This window comes from Halalkalicoccus jeotgali B3, assembly GCF_000196895.1.
In the GTDB taxonomy this organism is placed as follows: Archaea; Halobacteriota; Halobacteria; order Halobacteriales; family Halalkalicoccaceae; genus Halalkalicoccus; species Halalkalicoccus jeotgali.
In genome coordinates, this window is record NC_014298.1 from 96,508 (window position 1) to 117,414 (window position 20,907).

At 61.2% G+C, this 20,907-nt stretch carries 17 protein-coding genes and 2 pseudogenes; 5 read left to right on the forward strand and 14 right to left on the reverse strand.

The window, feature by feature from the left end:
- Nucleotides 1-66 precede the first annotated feature (66 nt).
- From HACJB3_RS20740 to HACJB3_RS15250, 9 genes and pseudogenes are all read right to left on the reverse strand, one after another.
- Nucleotides 67-1,062, reverse strand: coding sequence for a hypothetical protein (locus tag HACJB3_RS20740; protein ID WP_238532906.1), 996 nt, complete (start codon nucleotides 1,060-1,062; stop codon nucleotides 67-69).
- Between the two features lie 188 nt (nucleotides 1,063-1,250).
- A complete protein-coding gene (locus HACJB3_RS15215) occupies nucleotides 1,251-1,631 on the reverse strand; it encodes a hypothetical protein (RefSeq protein ID WP_008413931.1) in 381 nt (126 codons plus the stop codon).
- The gene (locus HACJB3_RS15220) at nucleotides 1,628-2,446 is read right to left on the reverse strand and encodes a ParA family protein (RefSeq protein ID WP_008413929.1); all 819 of its coding nucleotides are present in this window, start codon (nucleotides 2,444-2,446) and stop codon (nucleotides 1,628-1,630) included. Before HACJB3_RS15220 ends, HACJB3_RS15215 begins: the two co-directional genes overlap by 4 nt.
- Before the next feature lie 369 nt (nucleotides 2,447-2,815).
- On the reverse strand, nucleotides 2,816-4,654 hold the full coding sequence (locus tag HACJB3_RS15225) for an IucA/IucC family protein (RefSeq protein WP_013199567.1): 1,839 nt from the start codon (nucleotides 4,652-4,654) through the stop codon (nucleotides 2,816-2,818).
- 1 nt (nucleotide 4,655) lies between these two features.
- On the reverse strand, nucleotides 4,656-6,035 hold the full coding sequence (locus tag HACJB3_RS15230; RefSeq protein ID WP_013199568.1) for a lysine N(6)-hydroxylase/L-ornithine N(5)-oxygenase family protein: 1,380 nt from the start codon (nucleotides 6,033-6,035) through the stop codon (nucleotides 4,656-4,658).
- Complete coding sequence (locus HACJB3_RS15235) at nucleotides 6,028-6,657, reverse strand: GNAT family N-acetyltransferase (protein ID WP_008413926.1); 630 nt, start codon at nucleotides 6,655-6,657, stop codon at nucleotides 6,028-6,030. Before HACJB3_RS15235 ends, HACJB3_RS15230 begins: the two co-directional genes overlap by 8 nt.
- A pseudogene (locus HACJB3_RS15240) lies at nucleotides 6,654-8,476 on the reverse strand (IucA/IucC family protein). The gene HACJB3_RS15235 and the pseudogene HACJB3_RS15240 overlap by 4 nt, the downstream one beginning before the upstream one ends.
- Nucleotides 8,473-9,960, reverse strand: a complete 1,488-nt coding sequence (locus tag HACJB3_RS15245; RefSeq protein ID WP_008413925.1) for a pyridoxal phosphate-dependent decarboxylase family protein — start codon at nucleotides 9,958-9,960, stop codon at nucleotides 8,473-8,475. The pseudogene HACJB3_RS15240 and the gene HACJB3_RS15245 overlap by 4 nt, the downstream one beginning before the upstream one ends.
- Nucleotides 9,957-10,301 (reverse strand): annotated as a pseudogene (locus HACJB3_RS15250) (aminotransferase class III-fold pyridoxal phosphate-dependent enzyme); the annotation flags it as partial. The gene HACJB3_RS15245 and the pseudogene HACJB3_RS15250, both read right to left, overlap by 4 nt.
- A 322-nt stretch (nucleotides 10,302-10,623) precedes the next feature.
- Between HACJB3_RS15250 and HACJB3_RS15255 the strand changes: the two are divergent.
- On the forward strand, nucleotides 10,624-11,028 hold the full coding sequence (locus HACJB3_RS15255; protein WP_008413923.1) for a GlcG/HbpS family heme-binding protein: 405 nt from the start codon (nucleotides 10,624-10,626) through the stop codon (nucleotides 11,026-11,028).
- Nucleotides 11,029-11,500: 472 nt separating this feature from the next.
- On the opposite strand, the gene HACJB3_RS18910 is transcribed toward HACJB3_RS15255, so the two are convergent.
- From HACJB3_RS18910 to HACJB3_RS15280, 5 genes are all read right to left on the reverse strand, one after another.
- A complete protein-coding gene (locus HACJB3_RS18910; RefSeq protein WP_008413921.1) occupies nucleotides 11,501-11,893 on the reverse strand; it encodes a glycerol dehydratase reactivase beta/small subunit family protein in 393 nt (130 codons plus the stop codon).
- Between the two features lie 22 nt (nucleotides 11,894-11,915).
- A complete protein-coding gene (locus HACJB3_RS15265; protein ID WP_008413920.1) occupies nucleotides 11,916-13,823 on the reverse strand; it encodes a diol dehydratase reactivase subunit alpha in 1,908 nt (635 codons plus the stop codon).
- 103 nt (nucleotides 13,824-13,926) lie between these two features.
- Nucleotides 13,927-14,331 carry a diol dehydratase small subunit gene (locus HACJB3_RS15270; RefSeq protein ID WP_008413918.1) on the reverse strand — a complete coding sequence of 135 codons (405 nt, stop codon included), beginning with the start codon at nucleotides 14,329-14,331 and terminating at the stop codon, nucleotides 13,927-13,929.
- A 13-nt stretch (nucleotides 14,332-14,344) separates the two neighbouring features.
- Nucleotides 14,345-14,917 carry a propanediol/glycerol family dehydratase medium subunit gene (locus HACJB3_RS15275; protein WP_008413916.1) on the reverse strand — a complete coding sequence of 191 codons (573 nt, stop codon included), beginning with the start codon at nucleotides 14,915-14,917 and terminating at the stop codon, nucleotides 14,345-14,347.
- A 69-nt stretch (nucleotides 14,918-14,986) separates the two neighbouring features.
- Complete coding sequence (locus tag HACJB3_RS15280) at nucleotides 14,987-16,708, reverse strand: propanediol/glycerol family dehydratase large subunit (RefSeq protein ID WP_008413914.1); 1,722 nt, start codon at nucleotides 16,706-16,708, stop codon at nucleotides 14,987-14,989.
- 413 nt (nucleotides 16,709-17,121) lie between these two features.
- Here HACJB3_RS15280 and HACJB3_RS15285 point away from each other — a divergent pair, with 413 nt between their 5' ends.
- The 4 genes from HACJB3_RS15285 to HACJB3_RS15300 all read left to right on the forward strand — a co-directional run bounded on the left by HACJB3_RS15285 (nucleotide 17,122) and on the right by HACJB3_RS15300 (nucleotide 20,860).
- Complete coding sequence (locus tag HACJB3_RS15285; protein ID WP_008413912.1) at nucleotides 17,122-17,895, forward strand: SDR family NAD(P)-dependent oxidoreductase; 774 nt, start codon at nucleotides 17,122-17,124, stop codon at nucleotides 17,893-17,895.
- Nucleotides 17,896-17,948: 53 nt separating this feature from the next.
- Entirely contained in the window at nucleotides 17,949-18,818 is an 870-nt protein-coding gene (locus tag HACJB3_RS15290) for a hypothetical protein (protein WP_008413911.1), read from the forward strand.
- Between the two features lie 258 nt (nucleotides 18,819-19,076).
- Nucleotides 19,077-19,448, forward strand: coding sequence for a DoxX family protein (locus HACJB3_RS15295; protein WP_241430818.1), 372 nt, complete (start codon nucleotides 19,077-19,079; stop codon nucleotides 19,446-19,448).
- Between the two features lie 248 nt (nucleotides 19,449-19,696).
- Complete coding sequence (locus tag HACJB3_RS15300) at nucleotides 19,697-20,860, forward strand: NAD(P)/FAD-dependent oxidoreductase (protein ID WP_008413908.1); 1,164 nt, start codon at nucleotides 19,697-19,699, stop codon at nucleotides 20,858-20,860.
- Nucleotides 20,861-20,907 lie beyond the last annotated feature (47 nt).

The window sequence follows — 20,907 nt, forward strand, 5'->3', positions numbered from 1 at the left end:
CACTGGCCCGAGCGTACGTCAGCCCCGAATAATTTCTCTCTGCGTTCGTTGGCTGCCCTCCAGTAGTTATCGATATCCGAGATCTGCCAGTTGTTTTTCTACATCATCCATTTTTCGTATCGAGAAGTCAGGATCCGGCTGTCTGGTTCTCGTGTCGGTTCCAGTCGTCTTCACCCATGGGACTTTCTTCAGTTTCGGATGTGGGATGCTCTGGAAATGCCCATACTGGCCGAGCTCACCGAATAGTTCACCATGATCTGCAGTGAGAGCAACAGCTCCGTCGATGTTCTCGAGCAGGTCCTCGACTGAATCGAGGACCAGTCGGAGGTTATCGAGATACAGTGGCCATATCTCATCGATAGTAGCCTCACCTGCTCGGCCGGCATCATACGGTCTGTCTTCAACCGCTGTCATGGGTGTGTTGTTTCTAATGAGATTGTGAATGAAGGGTCGATGAGGTTGGAAATAGTGGACAACAACCCTCTCAAAGCCTTTGCGACCAGCAACGATTGCTCGGTCTGTCACATACGACGGATCCTGTACGGTCGACGAATGGAGTGCTACTGTAGAACCATCAGCGAACGGTCGATCGTGATGACGAGTGAGTTCAAGATATGCGAGATCACTGTCGGCTACTGTCCCCCAGTCGGCGAAATTAAACGGATGAGGGTGGCTAGGTGGTCGATTACCATTCACTAACACGGATTCTGCATATGGATTTGCCGAAATGAGTGCTGTCTCAGCGAGGAGATCGTGGTAGTCATCAACGAACGTCTTCGCATACCATTCGCCCGATGTCGATCCAACAGACCAGATCTCCCCGACGTTGTCCAAGAATGCATATTCGGGCGCTACCGCACGAAGCGCATCAGTCCGGCATGCGTCAAGTACTACCAATACATTCCACTCCCTCTCAAAAACGTTTGTTCCGAGTGGATGTCTCGACGTTAGTGAGAGGAAAAGACCGTCATACGCATAAAACGCTGCTGTAGCGATTTCTCTATGGTCAAGTGAGCGTACACCGGATGTAACGTCGCGTAACCATTTGCTCCGATGTGACATACGGCTCTATGGTTCGATACGGGAATAACCATTGCGCCCACTATGCAATAGTAAGCCGCGATTCGTCTCGAGTATCTACTCGCTGTTTCACTCGTTTTCCGACTATATTCGACGATAGCGCCAGAATGCGTAAGGAGAATCACGTTCTGACCGGAGTCGTATCACACTCCTATCTGTGTACCACTAGATCAGTCGTCACTGATCTCGGAGAGGCGGGCACGAATGTCCTCTACATCGGCATCTGAAAGCGCTTCGAGCCCGAACTGTACAAGGAGGGGGTAGAAATGCCGATTTTTCTTGAACTCGTTTTGACCGGCTTTCCGAAGTTTGAGTTGCGATTCTAAATACGTGTCCTCCATAGCATCGAGAACGTCGTCCGGGATGTAGATCGTTCGACCGTTCCACTCGTCTTTGATGTTCGTCTTCGTTGCGCTCGTTTCATTCGTGCTCTGTGTTCCAGTCGGTGCATTCGTCTCTTGTGTTCCGGAGCCCTTATTCACGTCTCCATCGGGGGGGTCTTCTTCGTAGTTTCCTTCGATACCCGAAGCGTCTCCCCAGCCATCACTCATGCTTTCACCTCTTCGGGAGCGGTCTTCGCGAACGTCTCGTCGAGCAGATCAGCGATGTCACCGAAGAGTTGACGCGCATCTTCGACGCGTCTGTTGTCCTTACTAAAGCCAAAGACGGAGACACCCTCACCGATCGATTGTGAGAGGTCCGTTCGTTTCGGTATTTCGAAGACGGGGAGGGAATAAGCCGATTTGATCTCCCGAATCGTGTCTTTGTGTTCGGCGTTCTGTTCGACACGATTGCAGATAATAGCGAGGCGGTCGATGTTCCCATAGGCCGGTTCGAGTGATCCCAGCTGCTTTGCAAAGATCTGGAGACTGTTAGCGTTGAGTTTTTCGGGAATGACAGGGATAACCACGTTGCCGGTCGCGACGAGTGCGTTGTCGGTAAGAACGTTGAGCGACGGTGGCGTATCAACGAGGACGTAGTCGTAGTCCGTATCAAGCGTATCTAGCATCATTCCCAGTCGCTCTCGGCTCTTGGGAGCTTCGAGCAGTGTCTGGATGTTCTTGTTGTTCGCGAGTTTCTCGCTGGCAGGGAGGATATCGAACTCCTCGTGCTCAACGAGGATATCGTTCGCCGAATCCATCTGATCGAAGTCGAGCACGTCGAAGAGCGTGGTCCGATCGGTATCGTAGTACAGATCGCTGTAGCCAAGCGAGCACGTAAGCCCGCCATGATAATCGATATCGACGAGAAGAACGTCGTAGCCACGCGCTGAGAGTGCGCCGCCAGTATGAATAACGTCGGTCGTTTTTCCTGCGCCCCCTTTCTGGTTCGCTACCGTAATCCGTGCAGTTTCGTTTTCTGTCATATCAGTTATTTAGTCAAGTGATTCATGTCATTCGTTACGTTCGTTATCAGCAGTTCGTTCAGTGAAGGCGTTTCAATCACACCAAAGAACACCAATATGTTAAAGCCATCTTTTCGTTACGCTTGTTGAACGCAACGCTATTAGTTTGTTCATTGAGTTCGTTATCTTCGTTTATCGGCTACGCTGCTTCTTCTAATAACCCCAAGTTAGTTGCGATGGATACAGCCGCCCGATCGCGTTCGATGAGTCGCCATTACTTTCGTTTAATTCGTACAATCATTTTATTCGTTCATTCGTTTTAGAACGTCTGGAAACGGCGAGCGATACGAACCCGGACTGATATCGATTTACGGTACGGCTAGTCTCGAATCAATCGTTCCCAACTCCCGGTCGTCTCTCCTCAGCGGGCGCAGCGTCGCTAACGTCGTACAGGGCGTTTGCGACCGTCCCGTATTCGGACGCGTGTGGACGTCCGGGAGTGTCGTCGTAGCCGTATTCGAAGAGCCGGTTGCGGTTGAGACTGAGCTTCGTGAACTCCGGTTGGAGCAGATCGAACAGCTCGAAGCGCTCTTCGAGTTCGGGGAACTGAGCCTGGTAGTCGAGGATCGCCGCCCGTGCGTGGGACCAGAACCGCTTTTCCGAGTAGTCTTCGTGGAGTTCGAGAACGTCCGCGACGTAGCGCAGCACGCAGACGAACAGCCCGGAGAATATGAACTGACAGAGCCCCTCGGGCGGCTCCTTTCGGAGCACGGCGTGCATCTCGTCGGGCAATGCCTCGAGTTCCGGGATGGGGTGATCGCTTACGTTCACGTCGTCGACGAAATCCTTGATCGCCAATCGCGTGGGAACGCCGTCCTCGACGATCAGGATCGTGTTCTGGCCATGCGGGGAAAAGACCGTCCCGTAGCGGTACAGGAAGTGCAACAGCGGCGGAAGCACGGTGTCGAAGAACTCTTCGAGCCATTCGTCCGTACTGAGACCGGAGCGCTCGATAAGCCGGGAGACGTACGGATCGTCGTCGCCATCGTGCATGAGCGCGGAGAGCGTGACCGCGCGCTCGTTCCCGTCGAGGAACGTGTAGATCGACTCGCGCCAGACGACCCCGAGCAACTCGTGATACTGGTAGGGCGAGCCGTCGATCTCGGTGAAGTCGCCGTGATCGTAGTTGATCCCGGCGATCTCACCGGGCAGCACAAGCCCTTGCTCTTGAAGGAACTCATCGTTCTCGTAGATACCCTGAATGTACTCGGTCACCGTCGGTGCGAGCTCGGTTCGCTCGCCGGGCAGGCCCCGCCAGACCAGCGTGTTGAGGATCCGCATCGGCACCTTGACGTGGTGTTTCGTCTCGTCGTCGAGGTTGACGAACGTGCGGACCGACTGCTGGGGCAGGTACGCGTCGGAACCCTCGCCCAGCGGGACGATGTCGTCGGTAGCGATGTCGTCGGGGAACAGCGGGACGATACTGTTGTCCCACTGCCAGTCGTGCACCGGCAGGAGGTAGTAGGTGTCGGGATCGAGCCCTCGGTCGGCGAGGCGCTCCCGGAACCGACCGTAGGCATCGCCGAGTTCGTTGCGGACGAGCGAATCGTGGTCGACGTCCTCGGTGCCGACGAACGTCGCCTTCTCCCTGCGAACGGCGACCCAGGAGAGCCTCACGGGCTCTTTCAGTTCGGGTGCGTACTGACGGTAATCGTCGTACCCCCAGCCGAGCCGGCCCTTGTTGTAGGTGATCCACGGGTGGCCGTCCATCTCGCCCTCGAGGCGGGCGTAGTCGAGGTCGAGCGGGTCGAACTCCTCGCGCTCGCGCCGTCGGGCCTCGACGTGGGCGTCGGCTAGCAGCGTGCGCTTGTACTCGCGGACGAGGTTCCCCTCGGTGAGCCCCTCGAGGTCGGTCGTCTCGCCGAGATCCCGCAGCAGCCGAAGCGGGTCGTCGAGGGCGGCCCACGTCCCGTTCCCCTCCCGTCGCTCGACGGTTCCCTCGTAAACGTGGAGGCTGTCCATCAGTCGCTCGGCTGCCTCGAAGCGGTACGCCGTGTCGCCAAGATCGAACCGGTAGGTGGCGCGGTCGTCGCCGGCTTTGACCTGTCGTGGCGTGAGGATTTTCTCATAGGTGAACTCCTCTAGCATCTTCGTCAGGAGGCGGCGCTCGACCGTCTCCCAAACCGCTGCGTCTAGTGCGTTCCGTCGGATCGTGTCGTTCGGGTTCATGTCAGTCGTCCTGCGTCGGCATCGGGGTCGTTTCGCTCCCGCAGCGGGAGGCGCCTGGCGCGCGCTCGGTGAACCGCTCGACCGAGAAGTCCTGGAAGACGGTGTCCGTGTCCTCGGGGTAGGCCTCGCGGCCGACCAGCCGGTTGACGAACCGTTCGTTGCGATAACAGCCCAGTCCGAGGTCCGGGACGCCCACGCCGTGGGTGTGCAACTCGGCGTTCTGGAGGAAGACGTCGCCCGTGGCGTCGATCTCAAGGCGGTGATCCTCGGTCACCCCGAACCGCCCGCGATCGTCCCACACGACGTGATCCGCGAGGGGATCGAGGAAGTCGGGGGTCGGCCGCTCGTATCCCGTTCCGAGGATCACGACCTCGCTCTCGTGGACGAACGACTCCGCAGCCTGCCATTGGTGACAGTCGAGTGCGTAGGCGTCGCCAACGGGCTCGATGTCCCGTACCTCGGTCATCGCAAAGAGCCCGACATCGGGGTCGCGGTCGCCGATCGAGCGCCGGTAGAGCAGGTCGTAGATCTCGGCGCTCGTTCCCGGGTCGACGCCCTTGTACAGCAGGTCCTGATTCGGAATCAAGTCGTCTTTGACCTCCTGGGGGAGGTCGTAGACGTACCGTTCGTACTCCGGGGAGAAGTGCTGGAGTCCGAGCTTCGAGTACTCCATCGGGAAGAAGCCCGCAGAGCGAGTCAACCAGTCGAGTCGGTACTCGCCCTCCGGCTGGCGCTCGAGCAGGTCCTGGAACACCTCGGCGGCGCTCTGCCCGGAGCCGACGATAGTGACCGAGTCGGCCGCGAGCGCGCGCTCGCGATCGTGTCGGTAGCGAGCGGTGTGGAACACCCCCTCGTCCGGCCCGCACTCGAGGTGGTCGGGGACCTGCGGTCGGGAGCCGATCCCCAGCGCGAGGTGCTTTCCGCGGTACTCGAAGCGCTCGCCGGTTTCGGGCTGCTCGGCGACGACGATGTACTGCTCGCAGTCGTCGTCCCACCGGACCGCCGTGACCTCGCGGCTGAACCGACAGCTCCCGAGGCGTTCGGCGACCCAGCGGAGGTAGTCGTCGTACTCCCGGCGGGGGATCTGGAACCGCTCGTAGAAGTAGAACTCGTAGATCCGCCCGGTCTCCCGCAGGTAGTTGAGATAGCTGTGGGGGTTGGCCGGATCCGCAAGCGTCACCAGATCCGCGAGGAAGGGGACCTCCAGGGTCGCGCCCTCGAGAAGCATTCCCTCGTGCCAGTGGAACTCGGCGTCGCGTTCGAGGAAGGCAGCGTCGACGTCCTCCCCGAGGCCATCGAGCAGGGCCGCGAGACCGAGGTTGAACGGACCGAGGCCGACGCCGAGGACGTCGTGGACGCGGTCGTCGTCGGCCTCAGACATCGGAACGTACCTCCGAAGCCGTTTCGTCACCGGGCGCCGCGGACTCGAACCGCTCGCGTTCACACACCACCAATAGGGCGTCCTTCTCGGCCTCCTCGAAGCGGAACTCCCCACGGGGTTCGAACCCGCAGTCCTCGAAGACGGCGATCGCGCGGTCGTTACGGGCGTCGGGTTCCGCGATCACTCGATCGGTCTCAGGGTGGCGAAACTGCATGGCGACGACTGCCCGCAACAGCGGTCGGGCGTAGCCCCGGCCGAGGTACTCCTCGGGACCGATCAGCAGATGGACGCCCCGGTCCGCGGGCTCCGCGTCGTAGTGGTTCGCGACGTCGTCCTCGGCGGCCCGGTAACACTCCCAGTAGCTCATCGGGACGTGATCGAGACAGCCGACGTACGGCGTGAGGTGCTCGTCCGCGAGTTTGTCCGCGAGACGATCCCGAAACGCCGGCAGCGGCAGGTCGAGCTGCCAGTACGGTTTCACATGATCGCTGCCGAGCCACGCGTGGAGACGAGCGAGGTCGCGCTCGGGGGTCGCCTGCCGGAGCGAGATCGTCCGGTCGATACGTCGGTTGTGGGCCTGGTAGTCGTAGTCGGCCGCGATGGTGGGTGCTGGTCCTGTCATGGGTCGAATTCGGTAACGAGCGGATTGGTCACGTCCGCGTAGACTGACTGGTTCTCGAGGTCGTTCTCCAGTTCGTCGAGCCCCCGAAAGCGGGTGAGCAGGTTCGCTTTGCAGGGGATCGTCGGTGATTCGAGCAGCGGGTCGAGGAAGTCCGACGACGAGCGGTCGTATCGGTCGCGGGCACGCTCGAGTTCCTCGCGCAGCAGCGCCAGAAGCCGGCACTCCTCGACGAGTCCGGCACAGCCGAAGGCGTTGATCAGGTCGAAAGCGTTGTTCAAGACCACGTAGTACCGGAGCCGTTCGTCGGCGACGGCGTCGGCACAGACGGTGTCGGCTCGCTCGCCGACGCCCGGCAGGTAGTCGTCGACCGCGGGGTAGACCGACTTGGGGAAGTAAAAGCCCTGGTTGTCCCGGTAGCGAAACGCGTCGGGATACCCCTCGTCGTCGAGGGTGAGTACGGAGTTCTGCTGGTGGGCCTCGAGGCCAACACCCTGAACGAGGTAGAGCCAGAGTACCGGCCGGATCCCGGTCGCGAGATACCGGTCGAACCACTCCGCGCTGACCGCTTCGGTCGAGCGCCCCTCGCACTCGGCGATCCTCGCGACGAGGCGACCGAGACGGGACGGGCCGGAGATCGCGTCCTGACAGAGCGAGGCAAGCGGCGTCGCGTTCTCGGTGGCCCCGTCTTGGAACGGGTTCGATCGAAGGATCGTCTCCAGTCCCGACTCGCGGTCGTCGCCGACGTCGAGTGCGAGGTACGCGGGATCGTGGACGACATCGAAGGCGGGAAACGCCGCCTCAAGCTCGTCCCCGAAGTCGGTCCCGAGGAGTTCGGCGACGGCGACGCCACGCTCGAGTTCGGGGCGCTTGTTCGTCCGGACCGAGTTGGTGATCCGCACGTGCAGCGACGACTTCACCATGAACGGCGCGGCCTCGCTGTAGAGGGTTCGGACCGAGGTCGTCGGGTAGAACGCCCGTCCGACCGCGCCGAGGTGCTCGAGGCCGTCGCCGAGGTGATACTGTACGGAGGGCTGATCGAGGAGGTACTCGGCTTGCCACGGGTGGACCGGGAGGAGGACGGCCTCGTTCTCGACGTGCTCGGCGACGAACGATTCGGGGACGTCGGGATCGGCCCGGAGCGCGTCGTTCACCCACGTGACGGCGCTTCGCTCGAGCGCCGAATCGGCGGTCACGAGGGCGGGATCGGCCTCGAAGTAGTGCAGCGGAAACGAACCCCGTAGTTCCGGTGCGTAGGTCGCCCGGTTCCGTCTCGTGATTCCCTGCCGGCTCTTCGGTGTGGGATGGCGGTGGTGACCGAAGACCAGCGCCTGTTCGGCGTCTCGGAAGGAAAGCTCCGGGTCGTAGAGGCGCTCTGCGTCGCCGGCCCGCGCCGCGATGAACGACTCGACGTTTCGCTTGCTCCGGAGAACGCGCTCGAGCAGGTCGTCCGGGACTGCCTCGCCGTCGGCGGCGAGCGAGAGGTCCTTCACGACCAGCGCTGCGAGGGTCGCCGCATCGACCGGCCGGACCGTCCCGTCGGGAAGCTGTAGCGAACCGGCGTCTCGAACAGGTGTCGCTCCGTCGGCGAGCGGTGTACGAGCGGTGCCAACAGCTCGATCCCCTGTTCGGGGAGCGTCGCCCGGAGAAGCCCGCCGGATCCGGGCTCGATGCCGGCGACACCTCCATCGTGAACGTCGTACGCACCCGTTTCGCGCAGGTAACAGTTGAGGAAGGCGTGGACGGTCGCGTCGTCGGCCCGCTCGGCGGGATCGACGTCGATCGATCCGTCGATAGCGCCGGGGTCGAGGCCGGTGCTCATGCGATCACCTCCCCGGGGTCGGCGACCGCGGATCCACACTCGCGGACGGCCTCGAGGATCGCCCCGACGTCCTTCAGGGTCGCAGTCGGGTTCAGCAGGGTGAGCTTCAGGCAGGTCGCGTCGTCGACCTCGGTGCGGGCGACGACAGCGCGGCCGTCCGCGAGCAACTCCCGTCTGACGTCGGCGTTGAGTCGGCTCGCCGCCTCGTCGGTCATCCCCTCGCAGGGGCGATACCGGAAGACGACGGCGTTCAGCGTCGGCTCGCCGAGCAGTTCGAAGTCGTCGGCCGACTCGAGCAGTGACGCCGCTTCGTCGGCCAGTTCGAGGGTGCGCTCGACGAGAGCGGCCATCCCAGAGCGGCCGAGCGCGCGGAACGCGACGTACGGTTTCAGCGCGTCGAACCGCCGGGTCGTCTGGACGGACTTCGAGACGAGATTGGGCACCCCGCGGTCGTCGTGGGCCTCGGGGTTGAGGTAGGCGGCGTTGCGGGCCATCCACCGGAACTCGTCGCCGTCCCGGACCAGCAGCGCCCCGCAGCTGATCGGCTGGTAGAAGAGCTTATGGAAGTCGACCGCGACGGAGTCGGCCCGCTCGATCCCCGCGAGGAGGTCCCCGTACTCGTCGCTGACGGCGAGTGCCCCACCGTAGGCCGCATCCACATGAAACCAGAGCCCGTGTTCGGCGGCCGCGTCAGCGAGCGCCCCCAGCGGATCGATGCTCCCGAAGTCGGTGGTGCCTGCGGTGCCGACGAGGGCGAACGGCACGGCTCCTCGTTTCCGGAGGGCAGCGAGTGTCGCCTCCAGTGCCCCGGGATCCATCCGACGGTCGCCGTCCGCCGGGACGGTAACGACGGCATCCTCCCCGAGTCCGAGGTGGTGGGCAGACTGGTTCGTGGTGAAGTGGGCCTCGGCCGAGCAGAGCAGCCGCAGCGAGTCGGCTTCGGGTGGAAGGCCCTCGGCTTGGACGTCCCGGTCGAACTGGCGGGCGCAGTACTGATCGCGGGCGAGCAACAGCGCCTGGAAGTTCGACTGGGTTCCACCGCTCGTGAAGACGCCGTCCGCTCCCGCGGGGAGGCCGAACAGGTCACAGAGTGCCCCGACGACCCGCTCTTCGAGCAGCGTGGCGGCGGGCGCCTGGTCGAACGAATCGAGCGACTGGTTCGTCGCCGAGAGCAGCACTTCGGCGGCCAGTCCCGGCACCATCGGCGGACACTGAAGGTGGGCCCCACACCGTGGGTTCGACGGATCGACCGAGTGCGCCAGCACCCGCTCGGCGACTTCGTCGAGCGTCGCCTCGAGCCCGCGGCCCTCCTCGGGGACGACAGGGTCGTCGAGATACTCGGCAAGCGCGTCGGGGGACGCACCCGAGTACGGCTCTTCGCGAGCCGCAACCGCGCAGAGCACAGCGTCGGTCGCCTGCTCCATCGCCGCCCTGTACGCGGCGTCACCGCGGTCGGTTCCCAGAAACAGTCCGTCCGCGCTCATGTGCTCACCTCCCGCGTTCGCGTTCGCCCCTCGTGGATGGACGTGACGGCCTCCTCAAAGATCGTCGCGATCTCGTCGGTCTGGCCCGCGGAGACGATCAGTGGCGGAAGGAACCGCGCGGTGGCGCTTTTCCGGCCGCCGAGTTCGATGATGAGGCCGCGATCGAAACACTCGGCCTGTACGGACTCGGCGAGGTCGCCGCTCGGAGCGTGGGGACCCGGCCCCCGCCAGTCGGCAGCCCGGTCGACGAATTCGACGCCGAGCATCAGACCGCGTCCGCGCACGTCACCGATCGTGTCGAACCGCTCGGCGGTCGATTCGAGTCGCTCGCGCGCCCTGCGCGCCGTCGTCGATCGTCTCCGTAGCTGTCGCATACATGGTTTAGGGTAACCTAAAGTACGATAAAAGCTCCGATTTTAGGTTACCCTAAACAGCGCGGCGTCGATCGGAGAGAGCGATTCTACGGCCCCTACCGGACCACCTCGAGCTAGCGAGTCCAACGGAGTCGACCGATTCGAAACGAGACCGGCCGCTGGGTTCGTTGAGTGGATACTCCCGGTTCGACGCGGCCAGGTCCTCGCCCGAGAACACGCGAGGCGTAGTTATACTACACTGGGGTTCGTTATCGAAGCGGACCACGAGTTCGTCTCGTAACCAGCTACCATGGAGACAATAACACTCGACGAGGCAAAGGAGATGATTCGGGCGGCAGAAGAGCGATCCGACGAGATCGGCGTGCCGATGTGCATTGCCGTCGTTGACGGGGGCGCGAATCTGCTCGGGTTCCATCGTATCGATGACGCGTTGCTCGCAAGTATCTCGATCGCACAGAACAAGGCCTACAGTGCAGTGACACTGAAAATGCCGACCGACGAGATCGGGGACGCTGCCCAACCCGGCGAGGCCTTGTTCGGTATCGGAAACACCAACGACGGTCGTATCGTGACGTTCGGCGGTGGGTTTCCGATCGAATCCGGTGAGAGCGTAATCGGTGCAATCGGCGTTAGCGGTGGGTCTCCCGACGAAGATATGACGGTCGCTCAGGCGGGTCTCGACGCACTCGAGTAGCCACGTCCCGTGTGCTCGAGACGTACGCCGATGATGGAATGAGACGATGTATCGCAAAAAGGACGGTCAGTAGGCACCGAGAAGGTAAACGCCCGTGATCGAAGGGACTACGCCGAGTGAACCGATGGAGCGAGTACTAGAGGCGATCGACCGAAACAAGCCGACTACCTGGGACCGGTATTCATTGCTGTTTCGGTTCCTGGTGTGTGGCGACGGGATCGTCCGCGTAACGTCCCGACAGAACGACAGTCGAACCTACACGGTCGAACTCTCGGGCGGGGCGGCATCCGGTTGTACGTGCCGTGGTACCGATAGCGGCGTCGGGGGGATCGGTTGTCGACATATGCGAGCGGTTGACGTTCACCCACGTCTATAACACGACCGTCAAAACGGCCCAAGGGACGCTCGTCGTGACTTCCGTGGAACTCTCCGACTCCCGATTCGGAGCCGGGATCCCCGGTCTTTGGGGTGGCTATTCGATCGGTTTGAGCGGCATGCGTTTTGCCAACCGAGCCGCGTTCGTCCCGATCGTTCTCGCTTGCGAGTTCGTCGCGGGATAGTGGCGTACGATCGGTTCTTCCGGTGGGAGGCGGGCATGATGAATCACGTGAGTACCGTCGGGAGTGATTCCGATACCGATCTTCAACCCCGAGTCCGAAGCGGCCCGATATGCGATCTCGGTCGACGTCCTTTCGGAGGGAGGTTCCTCCGCGACTGATCGAGTACGCCACGGAACGCCCTCTTCTTCGATTCCATACTCGATGCATTCGACAGTCGTCGGTTTCGGCCCCCGATACTGGATACTGATGTGCGGTACAGCACCGTCGGATGCTACCGACGCTCGGGGTTCGCTCACGTACTCCACCTCCGGGGTAGCGATCGGGAGCTCATGGGTGAGAATCGCTTGCGAGCGCGGTCAGGCCAACGGATTTCGCGAGTCCGTCGGGCACTGTCCCGTCGAGCGCCGTTCGATCACCGACGTAGGACAAGCACAGTCCGGTCGCGACTGCGTTTCGTGGTCCAGTCGTGCTGCGAATGTTCCCTCGGCCACAGACGATCCCGTATTCGGCAAGCGCATCGGAGATCAGTTCCGGGATCTCGAAATCGAGTGCGGATCGTCCGACCATTACGACAAACGAGTGGTATCGGACGCTTTTCGTGGGCGAGATCTGCCGTAACGCACGCTTGGCGTTCGCGACGAACACCCTCTCTTTTGCCCGACGCCGGGTCCGGCGAACCTTCTCTACGGATTCGTCGATACTCACGGGTTCCATGTCGCCATCGTCCGTGAGGAGAACGATCCGCCCGAACGTCTCCGAATCGACCGCCTCGTCGAGGAAGGTGACGGTCCCGTCCTCGTGGCGGATGCTGAACAGCGTCTCGACTTTTGCGACGGGATATTTCTTGAGCCCTTCGGCGAGTTCCCAGTCATCGAGGCCGAGTTCCGAGGCGATCAGCATCGTCACCATATCGCCTGCCCCGGCGAGGTGAATCGAGGTGATGTCGTTGTCCGCATCGATATAGGCAGCATCAGTCGACCCGCCACCCATATCGAGGATGGCGAACGGAACGTCCGTCCCGGGAGTCGTCAGCGAACCCAAGATAGCCATGTTTGCCTCGATACCCTGGATGTGGACCGTCGTTTCCAACCGGTCTTCGACTTCGTCGGCGATCTGCTGCATGGGTAGTTCGCTCGTTTTGACCATCGCTGCCAGTCCGACCGCCGTCTCCATGCTGTGTTCGCTGGCGACCGACCCCTCGACGGCCTGCGGGACGAGCGTATCGACTGCCATGATGTCCCGGATGTTGATCTCCGAGAACTCCTGACCGGTGATTTCCCCCATCTGTTCGCGCGCCCGACTCAACATTCCGCCGATGTTCGACCCGCGCTCCCCCCGGATATCGTCGATTGGCCAGAGGTCCTCGACCTGTGCCATGATCTCGTCGGCACCCTGATCGATACCGATCGAAGCCGAAGTGCCCTGTTCGCTGATAACCGTCACTGAACCCGCGGGGATCGTTCGCTCTTCGACATCGCCGGCGGGTGTTTTGATGACGACTGCAGATTTGTTCCCGACCAGCGCCCGCGAGACGGGGATGATCTTCTGGGTTTCCTCCGCGGAGAGTTCGAAGAGGGTCGCAAGCCCGTACGGGTTCGACAACTGATCGATCGTTTGACCGGACCCTTCGCTTGCGACCTCGACTGCGGCCGGTTGGCCCCGCGGAATCTCCTCGATCTTGCTCACTTCGTCGACGATCGGGATCGTTCGGTCGATGCGATTGTTGATCAGAACGGCATCGTCCTTCTGAACGATCGCCCCTTGAACGTCGATACCGTCCTCGATCCATTCGTTGATCGTGGCTGCAGCGTCCGCGAAATCGACCGTCTCGGGAACGACCACGATCACTGCCGTTTCGTCCGGAACGTCGCCGCGATCGGCGGTTATGTCGATGATGGTTCCGGTTCCGAGCCCGTCCCCGCCCGGCGTCGACGGGTCGTGTCCGATCATCGTCGATTCGGTGATCACGGTCTCGGTGATGGTCTCCATCGCGACATCGCCGATGACGGGCGCGGCTTCGTTGAGGAGGATCCGGTCGATGTCCTCGACGGCGATGTTCGCCTCATCCGCTGCCCGTTCGAGGGCGTTTATGACGCCCGGGACGTTCTTTACAGTCCCCTTCAGTCCGGTCGTCCGAAACAGACTGGTCGCGACGAACTCGTAGCCGTCGTTATCGCGTATGAGGGCGACTTCGGTGCTCGAATTGCCGATATCTATTCCTGCGATGTAGTTCATGTTCTCTCTGTCGAGGGGCCGACCGCGTATCGTGTCGGCCGGTGGGGAGGGTGATCAAGTGATGGGCCCGTAACTCGGGTCGTCCGCGGGGAGAACTCGGAGATTACACCACCCCTCTCTTTTCGTATACCGCGATCGCCTCTCGAACCAGTTCCGCGTTGATCCGGGCGTCGTACTCCTCCTCGAGTTCGGTGGCCATCGATTGGAGGGTCTGTTTGTCCGCACCGCTCGGCCGAAGGGCGTTGTAGATCTCGAGCAGACGCTCGTCAGGAATTGTCGTCAACTCGGCCGCACGGCGGAAGTTCTGTGCGAGCTGGGGCCGTCCCTCGTCTTCGGCTACCGCTGCTTGCTTTTCTAAGGTATCCGGCGAAATGACGATATCATCGCCATCGATATCCCCGTCGACGATCGCTTCAAGCGTGATCTCCGAGAGGGCCGTTCCGTTCGGGGTTTCGACTGCGTCCGGGTTCTCCGATAGCGGGTAGTCGACGTCGTTTGGATTGGTCATTGGTAGTAGTGTATTAGTTGAACGCTACGTCTAGTTCTACTTGTCCACGGGCTTCATCGAGCCGTTCGGTCTCCTTGATGTGCCAGATCGCCGCCATCGCTTGGAATTTCGGTCGTGTCATCGGGTCGTTTTCGACCGTGACGGGCGCTGGACTCTCCCCTTTTGCGTATCGAGCGGCGTTCCGACCGATCGCACGAAACGTCTCGGGCACCAGCAACGGCCCTTGGGGGAACAGTTCGAGATTATCGAGTTGGAGCAGGTCCTCCTGATGAATCAGGGTGGTTCCTCTCGACTGAATCGCGATACTGATACCGGACCCGCTGAGGTTCGACGAGATGAGCCCCATTCGCCCCAAATCAACGGTATCGTACACCCGAACGACACGTATGGAGGCACCTTCCTCTTCGATACCGGCCATCGTCTCACGGAGTATTTCGGCGTGTGAGACGCCCGAAAGCGTTTCCGTACTGATCTCGCCAAAGCCCGGGCTCAGGGCGATAACGACCTCGTCCGGTGTGGTCCCGTCGTCGGCTGGTCCGGTCTCCTCGAAGGTAATCGTTCGTTCTCGTTGTTTCGCTTGGCTCATGGTCTGGGCAGGTCTCGTCGTTGCTCGTAATCGTTCGGTCGAACCGGACGCCGATCGCGGGGAACGCTCTCAGACATCCTTCGGGTCGACTGCATGGCGGTAGTTCTTGATCTCTTCCCAGCGTTCCTCGCTGATCCTGTATCCCGTTCCGGGACCTTCGTAGTCGTTTGGATTGTTTACCGCGCTTACGACGTTGAATTCCTCGTCGAGGATCGCGGAGGTGTGGAGATAATCGCCCGAGACGCGTGATTTGAGGATGCCGAGGATGTTCTTGGCGATCCCTTCGAAGCCGCGATCGACCAGTATTTTGACGATATCGGCCCCCGTGATCTCTCGTTCCATCAGCTCTTGTGCGGCGTCGATATCCTGTGCTTGATTTCTGTCCGGCATGTCCTCGCTCCCGTCGGCGTACGTCGCCGCCTCGACCTCTTCGTCGGTAATGGGCGGGAAGCCCAGTTCCTCGAACACCGCCTGAAGCGCTCTCACTGCCCGGTTACGATGTTCGATGACTTCCTCCTCTTCGACGTCCCTGGTCCCGCCGTCGACCTTGAAGTCCCGCTGAATGAGGTTGTAGTCGTCAAAGTCCGACGAATCGAAGGTGGATCCGGCGAACATATCGTCGTAATTCGGCACGGCACTATAGCCCGAGAAGATGAAATCGGTTCCGGGGAACATCTGGGGAATCATGTGTGCCGTCCGGCGCGTCTCCGAATGTGTGAACGTCTGATCGTTCCCGGAGGCCATCTCCAGATCGATCATGCCGGCGATGAGGTTCTCCGCGAGAATGCAGCGGAGGCCGGAGGGAACCGCCGCCGGGATCGCGACCGTACTGATCGATCCGTTTTGCAGCCCCTGGACACCACACCCCTTGGTTACCAACACACACTTCGTTTCGAGATACAGCATGGACTTGCCCTCCGCTTGACCCATGTTCACTTCGGATCCCGACCCGGACGTAAATCGCATCTTCACCCCTCGAGAGGCGTACCCGGAGGCGAGAAAGGCCTTCGAGTACGGGGTGTCGTCTCCGTCCTTGAACACGTCCTCGGTGCCGTACACGGAGACCGTCTCGGCGTAGCTGGTCATTCCTCGCATACCCAGTTCGAGTTCGGTCGCTTCCTCGACGGCACACTGTGTCAGGACACCGCCCCTCCCACACTGCGTTCCGATCAACAGCGAGAGTGCGTTGAACGGTGCGATACGCGTGATCCCGACCGTCGTCTCGGCTTCGTCGAACCCTCGAAGCGCGGATTCGGCCGCATCAGCGACCAACTGTGCGGGATGGTCCTTCACGCTCGTGACGTGGCACTGATTGCCCGGGTTTTTCCGGGTTCGAACCTTCTGGAGTGCCATCATCATCTCCACCGTATTCATCTGATTGACGACTTCGGTGAGCTTCGCCGGCGTCATCCCGGCTGCCAGTCGCTTGATCTCCTCGCGTGGAACGTTGATGTCCGCCAGCATGTGGGCGAACTCTACCGAATCGGTTCCGAGCGCCTCTTCGGCTACTTCCGCATCGATCGCGTAATCGGCGATGAACTGATCGACGAAATCGAACTCCTCGCGTTCGACACCGTCAATTTCGACGATCGTTCCGTCCTCGACCGTTATCGAGGGATCCGGATCGTTGGGGGATTCCATCGCGACGAACCCGACTTCGGGCCACTCTTCGACTAGCCCGTCCCTATTGACGGGGCGATTATCGAGGACTTCGAACCTTTTGGATCGTTTCTGTGTCCCCTCTTCTCCCGATCGGGTGGTCTCCTCGGGGCCTGGTTTGTTGTTAACCATCAACGATCGTTACTCGGCATCCTGCGTAATAGCGTTAATTATATTCAATAAGATATAAGATAATTTTATTTAATTTTATAAGAATATAATTATTGAAGGTGAAAAAGAACACGTTTGATTGAAATAGCTCAAGTGAACTTTTACTCGCCTCCGCATCGGCTCCGAGGTTCGTCCGTTCGATATTCCCTTCTTGAACTACTGAGGCGTTACCGCGAAGCCGATGGTGAGATGAGAGACTGGGATCCGTCCTCTCGGAAGTGACATCCGCCCTGCCGTACATGGCGGGCTACCCGTTGTAGGGGAATAGGCAACCGATATCCCGAAACGAATACGGTCCTCGGTGTGGTCGCCTCATTTTCCGAACCGGTAGTTGGTATCGGAACAATCACAAGGGCGGGCGGTATTCCTGAAACATGTCCGGTTCACTTGACGAACAGACGGCCGTCGTCACCGGTTCCAGTAGCGGAATCGGGTTCGGTATCGCTCAACATCTCGCGAGTGAGGGCGCGAACGTCGTTGTCAATTCCCGCTCACAGGCGCGAGCGGACGCTGCTGTAGACGAGATCGAGTGCAGCTCCGACCTCCTCCCGATCGAGGCCGACGTCACGGACCGCGACTCGCTTCGATCGCTTGCCGATCGAACCGTCGCGGAGTTCGGCTCGCTAGACATCTGGGTGAATAACGCCGGGATCAATATTCGTGGTCCCGCCGAAGAGATATCGCTGGATGAGTGGCAAACGGTCATCGACGTCAACCTGAGTGGAACGTTCTACGGGGCGCAAGTGGCTGGGAATCAGATGATCGACCAGGGAACGGGCGGAAATATCATCAACATCTCGAGTATGATGGGCGAACAGGGGCAAACCGGCAGAACACCGTACAATACGTCGAAGGGAGGTGTGAACAATCTCACACGGTGTCTGGCTATCGAATGGGCGGACCACGACATCCACGTCAATGCCATCGCGCCGGGGTATATCGAGACCGAGATGGTTGACGATGCGCAGGACCAGATCGGGTTCGATAGACAGGACGTCGTTGATCGAACCCCGCTCGGTCGGTTTGGAACCGTCGACGAGGTTGCAAACTGTGTGACCTTCCTCGCAGCCGGCGACCATTTCATGACGGGCGAGATACTGCATCCGGATGGTGGATGGCTCGCCTTCGGTTGGGGCAGCAAATCCTGAACTGATCGATATCGGTTCCGATACTGTTCCGGAGACACTGGGCTTAACTCGGCGTGAATCGTACGGGACTCGTGTTCGGACTTTCGGCACGCACCGCAGCGTTCGGTCTCTGCAGTCTCGGTCTCGCTGTCGGGGGTGCTCTCCGTCGGGCTCGCCGTAGCGCCCGTAACGTCCCTCTCTCGGCCCTGCACGGCGATGGTCGTATCGGTCCAACGTGGCCGGAACGCACCGACGTCCGTGGTGACCGCGTCGACGGCGAAACGGAGTCGCTCGAAGACTACGCCCGTTCCGGATTCGACCCGAACGCTGTTCACCCCGACGTGCGCGCCCTCTACGAGGAGACAGCGACCTTCGGGATGTCGGTTGCTGCGACGTGGCACTTCCCGTACTCGCTCGGGGCACGCGTCGCCAGTCGGGGGACGAGTCGGATCGAACAACTGAACCTTCCCGGTCCCGGCGGCGATTCGAAGCGCGTTTCTAGCGACCTGTTCGCGCTGGCCGAGCCGGCAGCGGAAACCGACCCGCGGGACGATCCACGATTGTGGATCCGAACGGACGACGATACCGGTGAGGGGGTGTTCGTCGCTATTTACGCCAGCTACGTTGACGGCGACGAACGATTCGTCAATATCGCCGTGCCGCTCCCCCACACGAACCTCGCGACCGTCCTCAGGATGGAACACTACGGGGACGGGATCGCACTGACGACTGACTGTCCTGACGGCGGACTGTATCTCCATACGCGGACGATGGCGTTCAAGCTCCCGGCCAGCCAGCGCTTTCGTGTTTCACCAGCGCACGATTCCCCAGGATCTGTCGCTGATAGCGCGCGAAACGAGGCTGCTGTCCTTGCGGACCAGCGTATCTCCTTGCTCGGACTGCCGCTCGTAACCGTTCGGTACACTGCTACGCGAGAACGATAGAACGTACTCCGGAACCGATCGCCAGGGATGATGAGCGTCACCGACGTCCCGTTGCTCGGTTCCAAGGGGTCTCTCTCGACCCGTCATCCCAGTCCCGTTTTCGTAGTGTTCATGACCGGAGATGCCACTCGAACCCGGGTCCACGATAGGGCCGTGTTCGCCGGCACTTTATCGGTCCCGAACGAGTACCCTCCAAGAGGTATGAATACCAGTACCGATCGTCCCCCAGTCCGATTCGAACGGCTACTTCTCTACGTGATGAGTGGCATCTACATCACCGCAGGCGTGATGCATTTCGTTACCCCGAGAACCTTCGCTCGGATCGCCCCGCCTCGATTCCCTCGGCCGACTCTTCTCGTCTACCTCTCCGGAGTTGCGGAGATCGTCCTCGGCATCGGCGTGCTGTTTCGGCGGACGCGCCGACGTTCGGCGTGGGGATTGATCGCCCTGTTACTCGCCGTGTTTCCGGCAAACGTCCATATGGCCACCAGTGATACGGTCCCCGAGTCGGTTCCAGATTGGGCTACCACCGTTGCTCGAGTCGGGTTGTGGGCGCGTCTCCCGTTTCAAGGCGTTCTCATGCTCTGGGCGTGGTGGTACACGCGTGTGATGCCCGAGAACGGAGCGTGAACGACCCTTCCCTGCTCGACCCGACGGCCTCGCTGAGCTTCCCGTTTCGATGGCGGGTCGGACATCGAACTGTCGTTCAGCGGGAACGGCTCGCTGTCGAATGGCCTCCCGTTCCCGATCGACGCCGACTCTCGGACTCGTTCGCGGGACACCGACCACTCGTATGACGGTGAGCCGTTCGGTCCACAGTACCTCCACCGAGCGATCCGTAGCGTTTTGTGTTCGCTCTGCGAGGATCCGAGAGCACTATGTCGACAGTCAACGACCGCGTCGTCGTGGTCGGAGCCGGCGTCTCGGGCCTTGCCGTTGCCCGGGAACTCGCACCCGATCACGACGTTATCGTTCTGGACAAAGGCGGGGTGGCCGCCGATACGTCCTCTCGAGCCTCCGGGATGATCTCGCTCTCGCTCGAACCGTTTCCCGACGAGTGGGCGTCGTTCGCTCTCTCGCAGTTTCGCGATCTCGACGGGCAGGGCATCTTCTCGTTCACCGAGCGCGAGACAGTTCGTCTCGTTCCCGAGGCAAACGTCGATCTATATACCGATCAGGCACCCGACGGTGGGGAGTTTCTCACTCGATCCGAACTGGAGCGGCGCTTTCCCGACTCGTTCGGTGATCTCTCCGCGTACGGGGGCGGTCTGGTCTACGACGGTACCGGTTCCCTCGACGCACTCGACTACGCGATGACGTTGAAGTGGGCCGCAGAACAGGCTGGAGCAGCGATTTTCCGCGATCACGAAGTGACCGATCTCCGGGTCGAAGGCGGTACAGTGACCGGTGTCGAGACGGAGTACGGGTGTCTCGACGCCGACCACGTCGTCTATGCGACTGGGTGGAAGACGCGCGATCTCCTCGCCGAGTACGTCGATATTCCGGCTCGCCCGCTTCGGTGGAACGCGGTCGTCATCGAACCCGACGAACCGCTTCCTGCTGTCTGTCCCATGGGATCCGAACCAACACTGCGGGTATACTGGCGACTGACCGACCGTGGGAACGTGCTCGTCGGCGGGAACGAACACCTCCTCAGCGATCCCGACGGGACGCCAATGGGTGTGCAGCCGTCCTTCCGAGAACGCGTCGTTGAGGACGTCGCACCGCTGCTCAGCGGTGTGGCTGCGGGACGGATTCGCCGCGAGGACTGTTGTCCGACTGCGGACTGTGCCTCACCCGACGGCCTCCCCGTTATCGACGCCCCCACAGAGGGACCCGAGGGGCTCGTGATCGTGACCGGGCTCCACGGCCGCGGTGTCATGCTTTCGCCCGTCACGGGGCGTGCTGTTCGGTCACTAGTCACTAGCGAGACGCCACCGTTCCCGATGGCTCAGTTCCGACTCGATCGCTTCGAGGACCGATCCGCCGACTTCGACTATCGGAGCCACTGGGGGCCTGGGGACGACAGTGCTGTTCCGTAGTTCCCCCGTGGCGTACTCGGTAGTCGGACGTCGAGGCTTCAAGTACC